The organism is Streptomyces sp. NPDC003379 (genome assembly GCF_053589195.1).
This window is the reverse complement of the sequence record NZ_JBSFRK010000005.1, coordinates 23,354-38,947: the sequence shown is the minus strand read 5'-3', so window position 1 is coordinate 38,947 and position 15,594 is coordinate 23,354. Positions and strand designations below refer to the sequence as shown.

The window sequence follows — 15,594 nt, the reverse complement described above, 5'->3', positions numbered from 1 at the left end:
TTTACGGCCAGGGGAAGGCGTCCAGTGCGCCGAGACAGCGGGCCGCCAGCGCGGTCGGGCCATCGGGGCCGTCGGCGGGGGCGTCGCCCGCAGCCCAGGTCTCGACGGCCACCCGTACCGCCGCGCTCGCGACGGCCACGGCGAGGCTCAGCTCAAGAGGCGGCCCGTCCCCGCCCGTCCGCTCCACGAGGACCGCAAGCAGCGTCTGCTCCGAGGCGTGGCACGTGTCCGCCCACACCGCGCGCAGCGCCGGGCTCTGCTCCGACATCCGCAGCAGCGAGCGCACCCACTCCAGGGATTCCGCCGCGCCCGCGTCCCCGGCGGCGAGCGTGTGGGCCACGGCGTGCCGCAGTGCGTCCGGGACCGAGAGGCCGTCCGGCGCCTGCCGCACCGCTTCGGCCCACTGCTGGGCACCGGCGGTGAAGAGCGGGGCGACCGCCTCCTCCTTGGTGGCGAAGTAGCGGTAGAAGGTGCGCGGCGCGACGCCCGCGGCGCGGGCGATGTCCTCGGCGCGGGTGGCGCGGAGTCCGTCGGTGGCGAAGAGCGAGGCGGCCGTGCGGGCGATGTCGAGGCGGGTCTCGCTCTTCCGCCGCTCCGTGAGTGAAGGCTGCGGGGATTGCCGGGACTGAGCCGAGTGCGCTGACTGCGGTGGTGGTGGCGGTGGTGGCTGCGAACGGGCGGGCATGAGAGGCAGGTTATGCCAGCCCCCACCCGGGGGCCTCTCCGGCACAAGCTGCCCCTATGGCAGAATCTGCCACCGCGAAAGCTCGCGAAAGCTACGGAACCCACAGGGCCCGTAGAACCGTAGAGGCAGAGGTGGCAACAGCGGTGCGTCGTCGGCAGTTCCTTCTCCACACGGCCGGGCTCACCGGCGCCACCGCTCTCGGCGCCGCCGGGCTCAGCGCCTGTTCCGCCGAGACCGAGACGCCCCTCAAGCTCCTCGTCGCCAGCTACGACGACAGCGTCGGCTCCTCGATCGGCGACCAGTGGGGCAAGGTCGTCGCCGCCTTCGAGAAGGCGCACCCGGACATCCAAGTCGACCTCGAACGCGTCCCGTTCGCCAAGCTCGACCAGACCCTGGCCCGGCGCGTGAAGGACGGCGACGCCCCCGACATCGCACAGTCCAACTTCTTCGCCCCGTACGCCGAGGACGACAGGCTCTACGGCGCCGACGACCTCTTCGACGTACGCACCGAGGGCGACTTCATCCGCTCGTACGCGGAGGCGGGCATGGTCAACCGCGTCCAGTACGGCCTGCCCTTCCTCGCCAGCACCCCACGGCTCTTCTACAACAAGGCCCTCTTCAAGCAGGCCCGCATCAACGCCCCCCGCTCCTGGGCCGAACTGCACGACGCGGCCAAGGCGTTGAAGGCGATCGGCGTCCCGACCCCCTACGGGCTGCAGCTCGGCCCGGAGGCCGCCGAGGACGAGGCGCTGGCCTGGCTGCTCGCGGACGGCGGCGGCTACTCCGGCCTGACCGGCTACGACTTCGCCAGCCCCAGCAACATCGACACGCTGACCTGGCTGCGGGACAACCTCGTCGGCGAGGGCCTGGCGGGCGCGGACCCCTCGAAGCTCTCCAGGACGGACGCGTACGCCCAGTTCCTGCGCGGCAGGATCGGCATGATGATCGCGCATCCGGTCCTGATGGGCGCCGCCGACCGGGCCAAGTTCCCTTACGCGCACGCCCCGTTCCCCAAGAAGCTCGGCGGCGCCGCGCCGCCGGTGGGGCTCAACGACTGGCTGATGGCGTTCAGGCGGAACGGGCGGCGCGAGCGGTGCGGCACGTTCCTGAGCTACCTGTACGGCAGCAAGTCCGCCGTGGCGTACGGCGGCGGGCAGTCCGCGCTGCCGGTGACCGGTTCGGCGTCGGACGCCCTGCGCAAGGACCCTCGGCAGCGGCCGATGTGGGACTTCATCGACCAGATGCCGCAGGCCCGCTTCCAGCCGACGAACCTCGGCTCGTGGCCCGATGTCAGGGCCGCCGTGCGCGCGCGGATCGGCGAGGCGGTGGCCAAGGGGGGCAGCCCGAAGGCTGTTCTGGAGTCCTTGGACGCGACGGCGGCCCAGGCGGAGCTTTAGCGCTCCGCTGGGCTGGGCCGTTCTTTGGCGTAAGGGTCAAGAAATCAGTGCCGGCTCCTTCTCGGGGAGTTCGGCCGCGGGCGTCGGCTCGTCGCCGCCCTCCACGTGCTGCCTCGGCTTCGCCGGGAGCGCGAACATGATGAGGAAGATGACCGCGAGCACGCCCGCCGCCCACCACAGCGCGTTCTCGAATCCGGCCATGTACTCCGCGGGGAGCCGGCTCGGCGCGACCCGCTCGTCGATCACCCCGAAGAAGACCACCGACACCAGGCCGAGGCCGAGCGCGGTGCCCATCTGCTGCACGGTGTTGATGAGCCCGGAGGCGGAACCCGCGTGCTCCTGCGGCACGTCCGAGAGGACCGCGTCCGTCAGCGGCGCCACGATCAGGCCCATGCCGACGCCCATCACGACCAGCGGCAGCGTCATCTGCCAGGGCGAGATGTCCGCGCCGTACCGGTCCGCCTCCCAGATGTAGATCAGCAGGCCGGCGGCCATGGCCAGGGCCCCGGCCTGGAGGACCTTGCGGCCGAAGCGGGGCACGAGCTTCTGCACGGACAGGCCGGCGGCCGCCGAGACGGCGATCGAGAACGGCACGCCGGTCAGGCCGGCGCGCAGCGGGGTCCAGCCGAGGCCGAACTGCATATACAGGGTCCAGACGAGGAAGAAGATGCCCATCACGACGCCGAAGACGGTCTGTACGGCGATGCCCGCGGCGAAGCTCTTCACCTTGAACAGCGACAGCTCGACGAGCGGCGAGCCGTCCTTCGCCGTCTTCCACTTCTCGTACGCGATGAGGGCGCCGAAGACGACGAGCGCGCCGGCCATCATGACGTAGCCCCAGGTCGGCCAGCCCAGCTCGCGCCCACGGGTCAGTGGGTAGATGAGCATGAGCAGGCCGAGCGTGACCAGGACGACGCCGACGAGGTCGAGCTTGAGGGCCCTCGGGGCCTTGGACTCGGTGATGAACTTCCGGCCGAGGATGATTCCGGCGATGCCGACCGGCAGATTGATGAGGAAGATCGGCCTCCACTCCAGGCCGAGGATGTTCCACTCGGTGAGCAGCGCGCCAAGGAGCGGTCCGGAGACCGCGCCGAGCCCGACGACCATGCCGAAGAGCCCGAAGACCTTGCCGCGCTCGTGGGCGGGGAAGGTCGCGTGGACGATGGACAGCACCTGCGGGACCATCAGCGCGGCCATGCCGCCCTGAAGGATGCGCGAGGCGACCAGCATCTCCGGGCTGGCGGCGAAGCCGCAGAGCGCGGAGGCGACGGTGAAGCCGGTGATGCCGATCAGGAAGAGCCGCTTGCGTCCGTGGATGTCTCCGAGTCGCCCGCCCGTGATGAGACCGGCGGCGAAGGCGAGGGTGTACCCCGCGGTGATCCACTGGATCTGGCTGAACGAGGCGCCCGCGTCCCGCTGGATCGACGGAATCGCGATATTGACGATCGTGACGTCGACCAGGTCCATGAAGGCGGCGGTCATCACGATGGCCAGGGCGAACCAACGTCGCCGGTCGGCGGTGGCCTCCTGTCCCACAGGGGCGGAAGTGGTGCTCGGTGAAGTCATGGGAGGAGGCTAGGACGCGTATAGGTCAGCCTGTGTCCTAGTTCTGCGGCATCGTGAACGTCATGACGACGAATGAGATGACGGGCGTGACGACGGACGCGGCTTCGGCCTTCCCGGACGCCGTGGCTTCGGGCTGCCCGGGGGGCGCCGCATGAGCGCGGCCGGGGCCGATACGCCCGCCCGGCTGTTCCAGTTGCTCTCCCTTCTCCAGACGCCCCGCGAGTGGCCCGGCGGTGAGCTCTCCGAGCGGCTCGGTGTCAGCAGGCGTACCGTGCGGCGGGACATCGACCGGCTGCGGGACCTCGGCTATCCGGTGCGGGCCAGTCAGGGCGCGACCGGCGGCTACCGGCTGGTCGCGGGCAAGGCCATGCCGCCGTTGGTCCTCGACGACGAGGAGGCCGTGGCGATCGCGGTGGGGCTGCGGGCCGGGGCGGGGCACGCCGTGGAGGGCGTGGAGGAGGCGTCCGTACGGGCGCTCGCCAAGCTGGAGCAGGTGTTGCCCGCCCGTCTGCGCCACCGGGTCTCCGCGCTACAGACCGCGACGACGCCGCTGACCAGCGGAGACGGGGCGAGTATCGCGCCGGAGACGCTGACGGTGATGGCGTCGGCCGCGGCGGGCCACGAGCGGCTGCGGTTCGCCTACCGGGCGGGTGACGGGACGGAGTCGCGCCGCCTGACGGAGCCGTACCGCCTGGTCTCGACGGGGCGGCGCTGGTACCTCGTGGCGTACGACATCGACCGCGAGGACTGGCGGACGTTCCGCGTCGACCGGGTGGCCGACCCGTTCGCCACGGGGGCGCGGTTCGTGCCGCGGGAGCTGCCGAAGGGGGACGCCGCGGAGTTCATCCGCCAGTCGGTCTGGCGGGGGCAGCAGTCGTACGAGATCGACGTGACCTTCGCCGCGCCCGCGGAGTCCGTCGTGGCCCGGCTGCCCTCGGCGCTCGGCACGGTGGAACCGCTGGACGAGCACCGCTGCCGTCTGCGCGGCACGGCGACGGACTCCATCGAATGGCTGGCGGTCCGCCTGGCCCTGGTGGACTGCGACTTCACGGCGCACGGCCCCGAGGCCCTGGTGACCTGCCTCAGAGACCTGGGCACCCGCCTGTCCCGAGCGACGGAGCAGCCGCCGGGGTGAGGCGACCAGCGCGGGTTTTGCCGTTCGGGTACGGCGCTTTTGCCGGGGGGGAGGGCGGGAAACCAACGCGCGAAGCGCGAAAAAGGACCCCGGTGCCGGGGGGGATGGCACCGGGGCCCGGCTAATGGCCCGCCCAGGGCCGGCCGCCTAGGCCACCGCGTCGAACCCGGTGTCCCGCGCCAACTTCTTCAGTTCGAGAAGCGCGTGCTTCTCGATCTGCCGGATCCGCTCGCGGGTGAGCCCATGCTCCTTGCCGACCTCCGTCAGCGTCCGCTCCCGCCCGTCCTCGATGCCGTACCGCATCTTGATGATGGAGGCCGTGCGCTGGTCGAGGCGGCCGAGGAGGCCGCCCAGCTCCTCGCTGCGCAGCAGCGAGAGGACGGACTGCTCGGGCGAGACGGCCGAGGTGTCCTCGAGGAGGTCACCGAACTGGGTGTCGCCCGTGTCGTCCACGCCCATGTTCAACGAGACGGGGTCGCGCGCCCAGTCCAGGACGTCGATGACGCGCGCGGGCGTCGAGTCCAGCTCGGCGGCGATCTCCGCGGGCTCAGGCTCCCGGCCGTGCTCGCGGTTGAACTCGCGCTGCACGCGGCGGATGCGGCCCAGCTCCTCCACCAGGTGGACGGGGAGGCGGATGGTGCGGGACTGGTCGGCTATCGAGCGGGTGATGGCCTGGCGGATCCACCACGTGGCGTACGTCGAGAACTTGAAACCCTTGGCATAGTCGAACTTCTCGACCGCTCGCACCAGGCCCGCGTTCCCCTCCTGGATCAGGTCGAGGAGGGGCAGGCCACTGCGCGGATAGCGGCGGGCGACCGCGACGACGAGGCGGAGGTTCGAGCGGATGAAGACGTCCTTGGCGCGCTCACCGTCGGCGACGAGGGCTTCGAGCTCCTCGCGGTCCGCGGTGATCCTGCTGTCCTCGACCTCGCCGTCCAGGATCTTGCGGGCGTAGACACCCGCCTCGATGATCTGGGACAGCTCCACTTCCTTGGCGGCGTCGAGCAGTGGCGTACGGGCGATCTCGTCGAGGTACATGCCGACCAGGTCGCGGTCGGCGATCTCCCCGCCTACAGCGCGAACACTGCGTGCCGCGTTGGTCTCGCCGGAGGCGGACTTGCGACGGGCGACGGCACGGGTTGCCATGCGTGCTCCCTTGCGTGTGGTTGTCCTGGCCGGCCCTTTGCTGGGGCCTCTGTGGCGGATGGCACACCCTCGGGTGCCCTGCATCCGATGGAAACAACGACTGGAATCCGGACAGAATTCCCAAGCCGCACATCTTTTTTCCTGACGGTGCAGTACCCTGTCGCGCCACAGGGGGAGGCCGGATGATGTCAGGGCGTACAGAGGTGCAGGTCAGGCCGGGGGTGGAGAGCGATCTCGATCCCCTCACCGACCTCTACAACCACTACGTACGTGAGACGGCCATCACCTTCGACACCGTCGTCTTCCTGCCGGAAGAGCGCCGCCCTTGGCTGCTCTCCCACCCCGAAGACGGCCCTCACCGCCTCTTGGTTGCCCAGGAGCCGGATTCCGGCGCCCACCCGGGCCGGCTGCTCGGGTACACGACCAGTAGCCCTTTCCGCCCGAAGCCCGCTTACTCCACTTCCGTGGAAGTAAGCGTCTACTGCGCGCCGGACGCCGCGGGCCGCGGCATCGGCACACTGCTCTACAAGGCGCTCTTCGAGGCCCTGGAGGGCGAGGACCTGCACCGCGCCTACGCGGGGATCGCCCGGCCGAACGAGGCCTCGGTCCGACTCCACGAACGCTTCGGGTTCCGGCACGTGGGGACGTACGAGGACGTCGGCAGGAAGTTCGGGCGGTACTGGGACGTCGCCTGGTACGAGCGTCCCCTCGGCCCCCGGACCTAGGGCGCAAGGCCGTTACGGGCCGACGGGTCAAGGGCCTACCGTCCCCGCATGAGCGACACCGAGACCGGCACCGACACCGACACCACAGGCATCCTCGACGAAGCCCTTGAGCGGCTGCACGGCTTCGGGCCCGAGCGGCTGGGGCGGCTCACCAACCACGCGCCGATGGCCGTCGAGGCACTCTCCGCGCACGGGCAGTCGGGGGCGGTCCACCGGTGGCTCGATCTCTACGCCCCGAAATTGGAGGAATTTCCCGCTCCCCTCGCCCCGATCACCGACGCCGACCGGCACACCGCGCTCGGAGATCCGCGCCGGGCGGCCGACTGGATCGCCCACTTCCGCCGCGAGGTCGAGGAGAGGCCCTGGCGCGACGTGCTCGCCGAGTGGTGGCCGCTGCTGCTGCCCGGGATGTACGGAGGTTCGACGCACCCGGTGATCCGGGTCGGCCACGCCGTGCGGTCCCTGGAGCGGGGCGCCACCGAGCCCCGCCTCGCCGAACTCGCGCACGGCCTCGGCTACTGGGCCGCCCGGCACCGCCCGGTCACCGGCGTCACCCCGCTGCCGGGCGCCGACAGCGCGGCCGACGCCCTGGACGCGGTGCCGCCCATCGCCGACCGGACCGAAGGCGGCTTCCCCGCCCGCCTCGGCCGCGTCCGGGGGCTGCCGGTGTGGGCGGCCTCCGTGGACGGCCCCGAGGAGGCGCGGCGCAGGCTGACCGAGCTGGTGCGGGCGGCCACCCACCGGTACGCCACGCATGGCCACGGCGAGGAGACGATGCTGGTGCACGCGGCGACCGCGCCCAACGCCGTGCTCCGTGTGCTGCCCGCACTGCCGCGCGGCCTGTGGGTGCCCAGTCTGCGGGCGGCCTGGACGGCTTCGGCGGCGGTGACGGCCATGTACGCGCCGGACGCGCCCGTCGCGTATGAGCCGCCCGGTACGTTCTCCGCCGGAGAGGTTGTGGAGCGGGCCCTCGCGCACGGTGACGAGCACGTCATCAAGCTGACCGATACCGCGTTGGACGTCGGCGATGAGCGGGCTCTGGCGGCGGCTCTGCGGGCGGTTGAGCTGAGCGAGCCGCTCAGCTAGGTGTCTAGGTGCCCTCCGCCGGCCGGTGGCCCGGCTACGGGCCGAATGTGGCTGGTCGCGCAGTTCCCCGCGCCCCTTACGGGGCCTCAGCCGAACTGCACCGACCTCTTCGCCAGACCCATCCAGAAACCCTCGATCACACTGCGCTGCCCAGCGAGGTCCCCCGTGGCCTCCGCCGCGCCCAGCGTCACGAAGAGAGGGGCGAAGTGCTCGGTGCGGGGGTGCGCGAGCTGTCCGGACGGGGACTTGTGGGCGAAGTCGAGCAGCGCGTCCACGTCGCCCGCCGCCAGCGCCTCCTGGCCCCAGGCGTCGAACTCGGCCGACCAGGACGGGACGCCGCCTTGTCGCAGCGCGGCCAGGTTGTGGGTGAAGAAGCCGCTGCCGACGACCAGCACGCCCTCGTCGCGCAGCGGCGCGAGCCTGCGGCCGAGGTCCATGAGGCGGCGCGGGTCCAGGGTCGGCAGGGAGATCTGGAGTACGGGGATGTCCGCCTCGGGGTACATCTCCACCAGCGGCACGTACGCGCCGTGGTCGAGCCCCCGGTCCGGCACGTCCTGCACGGGAACGCCGGGTGCGCGCAGCAGTCCGCGTACGGACTCGGCCAGCTCGGGCGCGCCCGGGGCCGCGTACGTCACCTGGTAGTAGTGCTCGGGGAAGCCCCAGAAGTCGTACACGAGCGGCAGCGTCTCGGTGGCGGCCAGCGCCAGCGGGGCCTCTTCCCAGTGGGCGGAGACCATGAGGATCGCCCGGGGGCGTGGCAGCCGCGCGGACCAGGCGGCCAGCTCGGCGGGCCACAGCGGGTCGTCGGCGAGCGGTGGGGCGCCGTGGCTGAGGTACAGGGCGGGCATGCGGGTCATCGCGCACCTCCGGGGCTCTGTCTGCGTGAGGCTGGCTATTTGAAGTCTCAAGCATTATGGTGCGACCGTACGCGCGGTTTGTTCAAAGTTCAAGGAAGGGCCTCGTACAGTGGAGTACATGGATATGGCACCCACTCCTTCCCCGGACGGCGAGCCGCGCTGGCTGGACCGCGACGAGCAGCGCGTCTGGCGGGTCTACCTCCAGGCGACGACGCTCCTCGACGACTTCCTCGACCGCCAGCTGCAGCGCGACGCGGGGATGCCGCACATGTATTACGGGCTGTTGGTCCAGCTGTCCGACGCCCCCCGGCGGCGGCTGCGGATGACCGAGCTGGCCAAGACCATGAAGATCACCCGCTCCCGGCTCTCGCACGCGATCGCGCGCCTGGAGAAGAGCGGCTGGGTGCGGCGCGAGGACTGCCCCTCCGACAAGCGCGGGCAGCTCGCGATCCTCACCGACGAGGGTTTCGAGGTGCTCGGCAGGACCGCCCCCGGCCATGTCACCGCCGTACGGCAGGCCCTCTTCGACCGGCTCACCCCGGAACAGCAGAAGTCCCTCGGCGAGATCATGACGATCGTCGCCGAGGGACTTCAGCCGGAGGAGGCCGGAGCCGACCTCCCCTGGCTCCGCTAGGAGGCCGCCGGGCTCAGTGGGCCATCACCGGGATCTTCACCTCGTCCTCGGCGCCTTCCGCCGAGTCCCCGGAGGCCGAGGAGCCGCCCTGGTGGCCGGTGTTGATGAACGTCGCCGCGATCAGCGCGGCGACCGCCAGGATGCCGACCGCCCACCAGATGGCACTGGTGTACCCCTCGACCATGGCCTGCGCCTGGACGAGCTTCGGGTTGGCGGCACCGGCCGCGTGGTCCGCGATGTACGCGGAGGTCGCGGAGGCGGCGATGGTGTTCAGGAGGGCCGTGCCGATGGCGCCGCCGACCTGCTGCGAGGTGTTGACCATCGCGGAGGCGACACCGGAGTCACGGGCCTCGACGCCGTGCGTGGCGAGCGACATGGCGGGCATGAACGCCGTACCCATGCCGAGGCCGAGCATCAGCTGCGCCGGCATGATCAGCCCGGTGTACGAGGAGCCGACCTCAAGCTGCGTCAGGAGCAGCATGCCGACGGCGGCGAGCAGGAAGCCCGGGCCCATCAGCAGACGCGGCGGTACGCGCGTCATGAGGCGGGCGCCGATCTGCGTGGAGCCCACGATCATGCCCGCGATCATCGGCAGGAAGGCGAAGCCGGTCTTGACCGGCGAGTAGCCCTCGACGATCTGCAGGTAGTACGTGAGGAACAGGAACAGGCCGAACATCGAGATGATGGCGAGGCCCAGCGAGAGGTAGACGCCACCGCGGTTGCGCTCGGTCAGGACGCGCAGCGGGAGCAGCGGCGACTTGACCTTGGCCTCGGTGAGGACGAACGCGGCGAGCAGCACGACCGACGCCACGAACATGGTGATGGTCACGGTGTCCGACCAGCCCTCGGACTCGGCGCGGGTGAAGCCGTAGACGAGCGCGACCAGGCCGAGGGTGGACAGGACCACGCCGGGGATGTCGAGCGGCGAGCGGTTGCGGCCGCCGGCCGGCTCACGGATGACGAAGTACGCGCCGAGGGCGGCGACCACCGCGAACGGGATGTTGACGAAGAAGGTCCAGCGCCAGTTCAGGTACTCGGTGAGGAAGCCGCCGAGGATCAGGCCGACGGCGCCGCCGCCACCGGCGATCGCGCCGTAGATGCCGAAGGCCTTGGCGCGCTCCTTGGCGTCGGTGAACATCACCGCGAGCAGGGAGAGCGCGGCGGGCGCGAGCAGCGCGCCGAACACGCCCTGGAGGGCGCGGGCGCCGAGCATCATGCCCTCGCCGGTCGCGGCGCCGCCGAGCGCGGAGGCGGCGGCGAAGCCGATGAGGCCGGTCACGAAGGTGCGCTTGCGGCCCCACAGGTCGGAGATGCGGCCGCCGAAGAGCAGCAGGCCGCCGAAGGCGAGCGCGTAGGCCGTGATGACCCACTGGCGGTTGCCGTCGGATATGCCGAGGTCCTGCTGGGCGGAGGGCAGCGCGATGTTCACGATGGTCGCGTCGAGGACGACCATCAGCTGCGCGAGCGCGATGAAGACGAGGGCTTTCCAGCGCCTCGGATCTGTTTCAGACATGGAGGTGGCCACCTAGCGGTACGAAATGGTGTGTTATGACGGGAGTAATGGTGAATAACTTCGTGAAAAGAAGAGTGCTCGCGTAAGCGTTCGCCGTTCGCGAAAGCGTTCGCGTATGGGTTCGCGAAAGTCAGCTTCGCCGGAGGTCTTCCAAGGTCGCCGCCTCCCCCGGGAGCTCCGAGCGGGCGGGAGCCATCAGGCCGTCCAGGAACAGCTGGAGATGGCGGTGGACGAAGCGGTCCATGTTCGGGCAGGCCGTGCCGGGCAGCGGCCGTCCGAGCTGGGAGAGGGCGATCATCAGATCGCCGACGGCGATGTCGGTGCGCAGCTGTCCGGCCGCGCGGGCCCGGCCCACGAGGTCCTCGATGGACTGCTCCAGGCGCTCGCGGGCATCCAGCAGGTCGGGGTGGTCGTGGTCGAAGACGGACGACAGCATCGGGCACAGGGCGCCGATCCGTTCGTCGGCCGCGGCGTGCACGAAGGTGCGCAGCGCCGCGAAGGAGGCGCTCGCGTCGGCGGCGGCCGTGGCGATGCCCTGCTCGGCGTGGGCCGCGACGCGGTCGGTGACGAAGAGGACGACCTCGCGCACCAGCTCGGCGCGGTCGGCGAAGTTGCGGTAGACCGTGGCGTTGCCGACGCCCGCCCGGCGCGCGACCTCGTCGAGGGGTACGTCGGGTCCGTACTCCACGAACATCTCGCGTGCGGCGGCGACGATCCGCTCCCGGTTGCGCAGGGCGTCGGCCCGCGGGCGGGGGGCCCGGCGCTGCGGGGCGGTGGCGGTGTCCACTGCGGCTTCTCCTCTGGTCGTCGGATGTGGGCGGTGCGATGTGGGCGGTGCGGGGGTCCGCGGACGATGCGGGGAGCCAGTCCCCGTTTCGCGCGAACACACTTCTAAACGGGGAAGGACTCCCCGGATATTTCCCGCACCGCCCCGAACTTCATGTGACCTGAGTCACATGTGAACCGGTGAGAAACCCACGATCGGTCCCGCCCAGCGAGCGCCCGCGCACCCCCCGGCACAGGGTGATCGGACAGGGTGCAGCCAGGACCGGCGGCTGCCGCGGAGTGAAGGGCAACGTATGCAGCAGCCGATGTGGCGGCGGATACGCTCCACCCGCCGCGGTGTCGCCCTCGCCTCGGTCACGGCACTCGCCCTCGCGGTCACGACCTCGGCGAGCACCGGACGCCTGATGGAGGACTCGCCCAGCGCGGCGGGTCCGGTGTCGATGGCCCGCGGCACCACGCTCGGCCCGTGCATGATCACCGGCGCGATGGGCGTACAGATGTCGGAGGGCGTGCCCACTCCGCCCGGCTACACCCGCTCCACCGGCACCGTCCGGGCCCTGAACCTCATGGTCGACTTCTCCGACGCGCCCGGTCAGGGCAGCGCGATGGACCGTCTCGCGGAGTTCTTCCCGCAGACCGCGCAGTGGTTCCGCACCAGTTCCTACGGGCGTCTCGACTACCGCCCCGAATCCCCCGTGCCCGACTGGCTGCGGATGCCGAAGCCCTTCGCGGAGTACGGGATAGAGCGCGGCGCCCCCTTCGATCCGGGCTACCGCGGACTCGTGGAGGACATCGTGGCGGCCGCCGACCCGGACGTGGACTTCCGCTCGTACGACCTCGTGAACATCCTGGTCACCCCGAACGCGGGGCCCTCCGCGCTCGACACGGTCCTGTCGGTGACCTTCGCGGGCAACCACGAGGCGCCGGTCGCGGACGGCGTGCCCGTCTCCAACGCGTCCTTCGTCTACAGCCGTCAGGACGACGGCTCGGGCAGCTACCACGAGACGGGCTTCCGCGTCCTGCCCCACGAGAACGGCCACGTCTTCGGCCTGCCCGACCTCTACACGCAGGACGGCGGCGGCGCGGTCGGCCACTGGGACATCATGAGCGAGGACTGGGGCGCCAACAACGACCTGCTCGCCTGGCACAAGTGGAAACTGGGCTGGCTCGACGACGACCAGGTCGGCTGCGCGTCGAAGCCCGGCACCACCCAGCACGTCCTGACCCCGCTGGCCCGCTCCGGCGGCACCAAGCTCGCCTTCGTCCCGCTGAACGCGAAGACGGGGTACGCGGTCGAGGTCCGCACCCGGGACGGCAACGACGAGGCGGTCTGCAAGGCGGGCGTCCTGGTCTACCGCGTGGACGCGGACGTCGACACGGGCCACGGTCCGGTCAGGGTCTCCGACTCCACGGCGGACAGCGGCGGTTGCACCCGTCGGCCCAACGTCCACGCCGAACTCTCCGACGCCCCCTACGGGGCGGGCGAGACCTTCACCGACCGCGAGACGGGCGTGCGGGTCGCGGTGGCGGACGTGACGGACGACGGCGACTATCGGGTGCACGTCACACGGCCGTAGCGCCGTTTCCGTTTCCTGCCCCGGCGTTCGTGCCCGCTCCCGGCACGGTCTGCTGCACCTGGCGCAGGAAAGCGGCGTTGTTCGGAGTCTTCTTGATGCGGTCGAGCAGCGTCTCCAGGGAGCTTGCGCCGTCCCGCCCGAGCAGGGCGCGCCGCAACCCGCGTACGGCGGTCAACTCGTCGCCCGGCACGAGCAGTTCCTCGCGCCGCGTGCCGGAGGGCGTGACGTCGACGGCCGGGAAGAGGCGCCGGTCGGCGAGGGTGCGGTCGAGCCGCAGCTCCATGTTGCCGGTGCCCTTCAGCTCCTCGAAGTAGTACTCGTCGGCGCGCGATCCGGTCTCCACGAGGACGGTCGCGAGCATCGTCAGGGAGCCGCCCTCCTCGGCGAGGCGCGCGGCGCCGAAGAGCCGCTTCGGGCCCTGGATCGCCGCCGCGTCGACGCCGCCGCTGAGGGTCTTCCCGCCGCTGGCCGCCGCGTTGTTGTACGCCCGGCACAGCCGCGTCAGCGAGTCGAAGAGCATGACGACGTCGCGTCCCTGCTCGACCAGGCGCTTGGCGCGCTCCACGGCCAGTTCGGCGAGCGCGATGTGCTGCTTGGCGGGGCGGTCGAAGGTCGAGGAGAGCACCTCGCCGTGGACCGAGCGCCGCATGTCGGTGACCTCCTCGGGCCGTTCGTCGAGGAGGACCACCATGAGGTGGCACTCGGGGTGGTTCTCCGCGACCGCCGCGGCGATCTGCTGGAGCAGTACCGTCTTGCCGGTCCTCGGCGGCGCGACGATCAGGCCGCGCTGCCCCTTGCCGACGGGCGCGACGAGGTCGACGAGCCGCCCGGCGACGCCCGCGACGGTGCCCGCGCCGCTGGTCTCCAGGCGGAGCCTTTCGCGGGGGTGCAGCGGGGTGAGGTCCCCGAAGCGGGGCCGTCCCCGCAGCTCCTCGGGCACGCGTCCGTTGACCCGGTGGACGCCGGTGAGGGTCCGGGCCCGCCCGGCGCACTCGCCGTCGACGAAGTCCCCGCCGCGGAGGCCGAGTTGATGGATGAGCGGGGCGGGCACCTGTACGTCGTCGGAGCCGGGCAGACACCCGTCGCCGCGGAGGAACCCGCGCCCGTCGCGGGCGATGTCGAGGACCCCGGTGCAGGTCAGAACGGTGGAGCGGGTGGTGGAGCGGGTGGTGGAAGCGGTACGCGTGACTCGTTCGGTCGCGGTGGCGGTCATGAGAGTGGTCCTTTCGCGGACATGCGAATGAGGGGGCCCGGCGGGGCGGCGATGATCACGCCCCGTACGACGGGCAGAAGGGAAACTGCTGCGTGAGCAGTGAGAGGGAAGGCCTGACCGGCCTGCCGGATCCCGGAAGAGGGAGAAGAAAATCCGGTACGGGCGCCCTGATATGAGCCGGGGCGTACACACGTACTGATGGCAAGGTAACACACGAGACGAAGAACGCGCACCCAAAAAGCCCCGCGATGCCGCCGCATGCGACCAACGGCCTGCCCCCTACGCCCGCCGCATGATGCGGAGCAACGGGCGAGTGGGCGGGAAACACCCCGCCGTGAAGCGGCGGGTGCAGAGCAACGTCACCCCCGGACGGGAGCCCGCACCGCCGGGACCACCACCGGCGCCCCGTCCACCGCCGACCGCAGGATCTCCGCGTCGATCCCGTAGAGCGTCTTGACGAGCCCCGCGTCGACCACGTCCCGCGGCGCGCCCGTCGCCACGATCCGCCCCGCCAGCATGGCGACGACGACATCCGCGTACCGCGCCGCCGCCGCGAGGTCGTGGACGACCATCACGATGGTCCGGCCCTCCGCCGCGACCTCCCGCACCAGGTCGAGCACTTCCACCGCGTGCCCGATGTCGAGCGCGCTGGTCGGCTCGTCGAGGAGGACGACCGGCGTCTCCTGGGCCAGTGCCATGGCGAGCCAGCACCGCTGCCGCTGCCCGCCGGACAGCTGGTCGAGGCGCCGCTCGGCGAGTTCCGCCGTGCCGGTGGCTTCGAGCGCCCGCGTCACGGCGCGCTCGTCCTCGGCGGACCACTGGCGGAACAGCCCCTGGTGGGGATGGCGCCCGTACCGTACGAGACCCGCGACGGTCACCGCCTCGGGCGCCTGCGGCGACTGCGGGAGCAGGGCGACGCGATGCGCCGTCTCGCGCTGCTTGAGCTTCCAGAGGTCCGCGTCGCCCGCGAACACCCGCCCGGAGAGGGGCTGGTGGAGCCGCGCCATGCAGCGCAGGAGCGTGGACTTGCCGCAGCCGTTGGGGCCGACGATGGCCACGACCTGGCCGGATTCGACCGTGAGGTCGACGCCGTCGACGGCGGTGTGGGTGCCGCCGTATCCGGCGGTGAGCTGCTCGACGCGGAGTTCCACGGATGTGCCTTTCCGGCATCGAGGGGCTCACCCCTTGCCAATTTGACCTAAGGTAAGGCTAACCTTAGCCAAAACCATGGTCGCTGACGACCACTCCATCATGTCCCCTTGAACCCGGAGCTG

At 71.2% G+C, this 15,594-nt stretch carries 14 protein-coding genes; 6 read left to right on the top strand and 8 right to left on the bottom strand.

What is annotated here, in order from left to right; translation table 11 throughout:
* Window position 1 precedes the first annotated feature (1 nt).
* Window positions 2–685 carry a TetR/AcrR family transcriptional regulator gene (locus tag ACWDVB_RS06360; RefSeq protein WP_451517404.1) on the bottom strand — a complete coding sequence of 228 codons (684 nt, stop codon included), beginning with the start codon at window positions 683–685 and terminating at the stop codon, window positions 2–4.
* Between the two features lie 143 nt (window positions 686–828).
* On the opposite strand from ACWDVB_RS06360, the gene ACWDVB_RS06355 reads away from it, so the two are divergent.
* A complete protein-coding gene (locus ACWDVB_RS06355) occupies window positions 829–2,082 on the top strand; it encodes an extracellular solute-binding protein (RefSeq protein ID WP_451517405.1) in 1,254 nt (417 codons plus the stop codon).
* Window positions 2,083–2,118: 36 nt separating this feature from the next.
* Here ACWDVB_RS06355 and ACWDVB_RS06350 read toward each other — a convergent pair whose 3' ends face one another.
* Window positions 2,119–3,648, bottom strand: coding sequence for an MFS transporter (locus ACWDVB_RS06350; RefSeq protein WP_451517406.1), 1,530 nt, complete (start codon window positions 3,646–3,648; stop codon window positions 2,119–2,121).
* A 151-nt stretch (window positions 3,649–3,799) separates the two neighbouring features.
* Here ACWDVB_RS06350 and ACWDVB_RS06345 point away from each other — a divergent pair, with 151 nt between their 5' ends.
* The gene (locus tag ACWDVB_RS06345; RefSeq protein WP_451517407.1) at window positions 3,800–4,783 is read left to right on the top strand and encodes a helix-turn-helix transcriptional regulator; all 984 of its coding nucleotides are present in this window, start codon (window positions 3,800–3,802) and stop codon (window positions 4,781–4,783) included.
* A gap of 147 nt (window positions 4,784–4,930) precedes the next feature.
* Here the strand turns inward: ACWDVB_RS06345 and ACWDVB_RS06340 are convergent, their stop codons facing one another.
* Window positions 4,931–5,929 carry a sigma-70 family RNA polymerase sigma factor gene (locus ACWDVB_RS06340; RefSeq protein ID WP_451517408.1) on the bottom strand — a complete coding sequence of 333 codons (999 nt, stop codon included), beginning with the start codon at window positions 5,927–5,929 and terminating at the stop codon, window positions 4,931–4,933.
* Between the two features lie 182 nt (window positions 5,930–6,111).
* On the opposite strand from ACWDVB_RS06340, the gene ACWDVB_RS06335 reads away from it, so the two are divergent.
* The gene (locus tag ACWDVB_RS06335; RefSeq protein WP_451517409.1) at window positions 6,112–6,654 is read left to right on the top strand and encodes an N-acetyltransferase family protein; all 543 of its coding nucleotides are present in this window, start codon (window positions 6,112–6,114) and stop codon (window positions 6,652–6,654) included.
* Window positions 6,655–6,702: 48 nt separating this feature from the next.
* Window positions 6,703–7,740 (top strand): questin oxidase family protein, encoded by a 1,038-nt coding sequence (locus tag ACWDVB_RS06330; RefSeq protein ID WP_451517410.1) that lies wholly within the window; start codon window positions 6,703–6,705, stop codon window positions 7,738–7,740.
* Window positions 7,741–7,826: 86 nt separating this feature from the next.
* Here the strand turns inward: ACWDVB_RS06330 and ACWDVB_RS06325 are convergent, their stop codons facing one another.
* On the bottom strand, window positions 7,827–8,597 hold the full coding sequence (locus ACWDVB_RS06325; RefSeq protein ID WP_451517411.1) for a dioxygenase family protein: 771 nt from the start codon (window positions 8,595–8,597) through the stop codon (window positions 7,827–7,829).
* Window positions 8,598–8,715: 118 nt separating this feature from the next.
* Between ACWDVB_RS06325 and ACWDVB_RS06320 the strand changes: the two genes are divergently transcribed.
* A complete protein-coding gene (locus ACWDVB_RS06320; protein ID WP_451517412.1) occupies window positions 8,716–9,231 on the top strand; it encodes a MarR family winged helix-turn-helix transcriptional regulator in 516 nt (171 codons plus the stop codon).
* Window positions 9,232–9,244: 13 nt separating this feature from the next.
* Here the strand turns inward: ACWDVB_RS06320 and ACWDVB_RS06315 are convergent, their stop codons facing one another.
* Together ACWDVB_RS06315 and ACWDVB_RS06310 are read right to left on the bottom strand one after the other, a co-directional pair.
* A complete protein-coding gene (locus ACWDVB_RS06315; RefSeq protein ID WP_451517413.1) occupies window positions 9,245–10,744 on the bottom strand; it encodes an MFS transporter in 1,500 nt (499 codons plus the stop codon).
* A 130-nt stretch (window positions 10,745–10,874) separates the two neighbouring features.
* Window positions 10,875–11,531 carry a TetR/AcrR family transcriptional regulator gene (locus ACWDVB_RS06310; protein ID WP_451517414.1) on the bottom strand — a complete coding sequence of 219 codons (657 nt, stop codon included), beginning with the start codon at window positions 11,529–11,531 and terminating at the stop codon, window positions 10,875–10,877.
* Window positions 11,532–11,823: 292 nt separating this feature from the next.
* Here ACWDVB_RS06310 and ACWDVB_RS06305 point away from each other — a divergent pair, with 292 nt between their 5' ends.
* On the top strand, window positions 11,824–13,107 hold the full coding sequence (locus ACWDVB_RS06305; protein ID WP_451517415.1) for a M6 family metalloprotease domain-containing protein: 1,284 nt from the start codon (window positions 11,824–11,826) through the stop codon (window positions 13,105–13,107).
* On the opposite strand, the gene rho is transcribed toward ACWDVB_RS06305, so the two are convergent.
* Window positions 13,094–14,320 carry a transcription termination factor Rho gene (rho, locus tag ACWDVB_RS06300; RefSeq protein ID WP_451517416.1) on the bottom strand — a complete coding sequence of 409 codons (1,227 nt, stop codon included), beginning with the start codon at window positions 14,318–14,320 and terminating at the stop codon, window positions 13,094–13,096. The two genes, ACWDVB_RS06305 and rho, sit on opposite strands and share 14 nt — an antisense overlap.
* A 359-nt stretch (window positions 14,321–14,679) precedes the next feature.
* Window positions 14,680–15,471 (bottom strand): ABC transporter ATP-binding protein, encoded by a 792-nt coding sequence (locus ACWDVB_RS06295; protein WP_451517417.1) that lies wholly within the window; start codon window positions 15,469–15,471, stop codon window positions 14,680–14,682.
* Between the last annotated feature and the right edge of the window lie 123 nt (window positions 15,472–15,594).

What these genes read in the sequence shown, in the direction of transcription:
- rho (WP_451517416.1), bottom strand. Translation starts at nt 14,320, where the DNA reads ATGACCGCCACCGCGACCGAACGAGTCACGCGTACCGCTTCCACCACC.
- ACWDVB_RS06305 (WP_451517415.1), top strand. Translation starts at nt 11,824, where the DNA reads ATGCAGCAGCCGATGTGGCGGCGGATACGCTCCACCCGCCGCGGTGTC.
- ACWDVB_RS06330 (WP_451517410.1), top strand. Translation starts at nt 6,703, where the DNA reads ATGAGCGACACCGAGACCGGCACCGACACCGACACCACAGGCATCCTC.
- ACWDVB_RS06345 (WP_451517407.1), top strand. Translation starts at nt 3,800, where the DNA reads ATGAGCGCGGCCGGGGCCGATACGCCCGCCCGGCTGTTCCAGTTGCTC.
- ACWDVB_RS06335 (WP_451517409.1), top strand. Translation starts at nt 6,112, where the DNA reads ATGATGTCAGGGCGTACAGAGGTGCAGGTCAGGCCGGGGGTGGAGAGC.
- ACWDVB_RS06320 (WP_451517412.1), top strand. Translation starts at nt 8,716, where the DNA reads ATGGATATGGCACCCACTCCTTCCCCGGACGGCGAGCCGCGCTGGCTG.
- ACWDVB_RS06340 (WP_451517408.1), bottom strand. Translation starts at nt 5,929, where the DNA reads ATGGCAACCCGTGCCGTCGCCCGTCGCAAGTCCGCCTCCGGCGAGACC.
- ACWDVB_RS06325 (WP_451517411.1), bottom strand. Translation starts at nt 8,597, where the DNA reads ATGACCCGCATGCCCGCCCTGTACCTCAGCCACGGCGCCCCACCGCTC.
- ACWDVB_RS06315 (WP_451517413.1), bottom strand. Translation starts at nt 10,744, where the DNA reads ATGTCTGAAACAGATCCGAGGCGCTGGAAAGCCCTCGTCTTCATCGCG.
- ACWDVB_RS06360 (WP_451517404.1), bottom strand. Translation starts at nt 685, where the DNA reads ATGCCCGCCCGTTCGCAGCCACCACCGCCACCACCACCGCAGTCAGCG.
- ACWDVB_RS06350 (WP_451517406.1), bottom strand. Translation starts at nt 3,648, where the DNA reads ATGACTTCACCGAGCACCACTTCCGCCCCTGTGGGACAGGAGGCCACC.